Raw genomic sequence first — 2,026 nt, forward strand, 5'->3', positions numbered from 1 at the left:
TGCGGGACGTCCGCCGCGGGGTGGGCGGCGCTCGCCGCGGACCGGCCCGGCGTCGATCCCGACGCCGTCACGGCGTTCCGACGCCCGTCGTCGCCGCTGCGGGCCGGGCCGCTCGCCGCGAGTGCCGGGGCGACCGCGATGCTCGACGTGTCCGACGGGCTGCTGCGCGACGCGGGGAGGCTCGCACGCGCGAGCGGTGCGGTCGTCGACCTGGACGACCCGTCGACGGCGGGCCCGGACGGGCTGGCGCGCGACGTCGCGCGCGTGCGGCCGACGGCCGAGCGCCTGGGTGTCGACCCGCTCGCGTGGGTGCTGGGCGGCGGCGAGGACCACGGGCTGCTCGCGACGTTCCCGCCGGACGTGGAGCCGCCCGCGCCGTTCCGGCGGATCGGCGTCGTGCGCGCCGCCGGCGGCGGTGACGGGCCTCGGGTCCTGGTCGGCGGGTGCGTGCCGGACGTCGCGTCGGGCTGGGACCACTTCGCGGGCTGACGAGCGCCACGGCGTCGCGGGCTGAAGACGCCCGAGGAAGCGGCCGTCGGAGCGTCGGGGCAGCCGCGACGGTACAGCAGCGGCGCGAGGTGCTGCGCCAGGTCGTGACGGCGAGGTCAGGGGGAGGAGTGCCCCCGGACGTCAGTTGCGGCGGTACCGGACCTCGAGGAGCTCGGCACCGCCGACGTCGTCGTAGCGCTCGACGCCGTCGGCCTGGAACCCGTGCCGGCGGTAGAAGTGGCGGGCTCGCTCGTTCGCGGCCAGCACCCACAGCGAGACGCGCGTGCGGTCGCCGACCTCGGACAGGACGGTCCGCATCAGGTCGCGCGCGACCCCGTGGCCCCACGTGCCGGGGTCGAGGTAGATGGAGTAGATCTCGCGGTCGCCGCGGCTCGCGTCCTCGTCGCGGGCCGGACCGACGGAGATGAAGCCGATGATCTGCCCGCCGGCCTCGGCGACCCAGGTCCGCACCCGGTCCTCGGCACCGTGCGCGAGGTAGCCCCGCCAGTCGCGCGCGCGGGCGTCGACGTCGAGGCTCGCGAGGTAGTCGGCCGGGACGATGCCCGCGTACGCCTCCTGCCAGGACCGGACGTGGACGGCCGCGATGGCAGCGGCGTCAGCGGCTCCGGCGGCGCGGACGGTCACCTCGTCGAGCTGCTCCATCATGACGTCACCCTGCCACATGGTCCGGGCATGGCGAAGGCCCGCGAGGCGATTGCCTCACGGGCCTTGCGACCGGTGGTGCGGCGGCGTCAGACGGCGCGCTGGACCTTGCCGGCCTTGAGGCACGAGGTGCACACGTTGAGGCGCTTCGGGGTGCCCGCGACGACGGCGCGGACGCGCTGGATGTTCGGGTTCCAGCGGCGCTTCGTGCGCACGTGCGAGTGCGAGATGCTGTGCCCGAAGCTCGGGCCCTTGGCGCAGACGTCGCAGTTGGCAGCCACGATCTTCTCCTGTGTTCTTGCGGTCGGTCCCGGCCCCGACGAGTCGGGACCGATGCGGGCACGTCGCGGGGACCGCGACGAAGTCGGTTGTCGGGACGCGTCCGTCACCGGGCCTGGGGCGACCGGATCGGGGTCGACGGGCCGGTGTGGCCCGCGCGTCACCTGTGCCCGAGTCGTCGGGCAACCGGTCAAGACTAGCCCATGGCCCGCAGGCGACCCAAATGTGGGCGCGATGCGGCAGGGTGGGGGACCAGCAGCGGGACCTCGGGCCGCCCGCCGCGGGCGCCGACGTGCGCCTCGAGCCGACGCCCGGGCGGTGACCGGAGGGATGGACGTGCTCGACGCCGACGTGCTGCGCGCCTGGGCCGGCGGTGCCCGGACGGCGCTCGCGCTCGCGCGGCCCGCCGTCGACGCGGTCAACGTCTTCCCCGTCGCGGACGCCGACACCGGCACGAACGCGCTGCTGACGATCACCGGGGGAGCCGAGGCCGTCGCGGCGCTGCCCGCCGGGACCGGCGCGCTCGCCGTGGCGCGCGCGTTCGCGCGCGGCGCGCTGCTCGCCGCGCGCGGCAACTCCGGGGTCATCCTCAGCC

General features: G+C 76.3%; 3 protein-coding genes and 1 pseudogene. 2 read left to right on the plus strand and 2 right to left on the minus strand.

What is annotated here, in order from left to right:
- A pseudogene (locus tag CTKZ_RS17980) lies at positions 1–489 on the plus strand (thiamine-phosphate kinase); the annotation flags it as partial.
- A gap of 141 nt (positions 490–630) precedes the next feature.
- On the opposite strand, the gene CTKZ_RS17985 reads toward CTKZ_RS17980, so the two are convergent.
- Together CTKZ_RS17985 and rpmB are read right to left on the minus strand one after the other, a co-directional pair.
- Complete coding sequence (locus CTKZ_RS17985; RefSeq protein WP_235843547.1) at positions 631–1,173, minus strand: GNAT family N-acetyltransferase; 543 nt, start codon at positions 1,171–1,173, stop codon at positions 631–633.
- A 68-nt stretch (positions 1,174–1,241) separates the two neighbouring features.
- Entirely contained in the window at positions 1,242–1,433 is a 192-nt protein-coding gene (gene rpmB, locus CTKZ_RS17990; RefSeq protein WP_029289091.1) for a 50S ribosomal protein L28, read from the minus strand.
- Between the two features lie 316 nt (positions 1,434–1,749).
- Here rpmB and CTKZ_RS17995 point away from each other — a divergent pair.
- A partial coding sequence (locus CTKZ_RS17995; protein ID WP_235843548.1) for a DAK2 domain-containing protein occupies positions 1,750–2,026 on the plus strand: 277 nt, incomplete at its 3' end.

The sequence above is a fragment of the Cellulomonas algicola genome, assembly GCF_003851725.1.
In the GTDB taxonomy this organism is placed as follows: domain Bacteria; phylum Actinomycetota; class Actinomycetes; order Actinomycetales; family Cellulomonadaceae; genus Cellulomonas; species Cellulomonas algicola.

What these genes read in the sequence shown, in the direction of transcription:
- CTKZ_RS17985 (WP_235843547.1), bottom strand. Translation starts at nt 1,173, where the DNA reads ATGTGGCAGGGTGACGTCATGATGGAGCAGCTCGACGAGGTGACCGTC.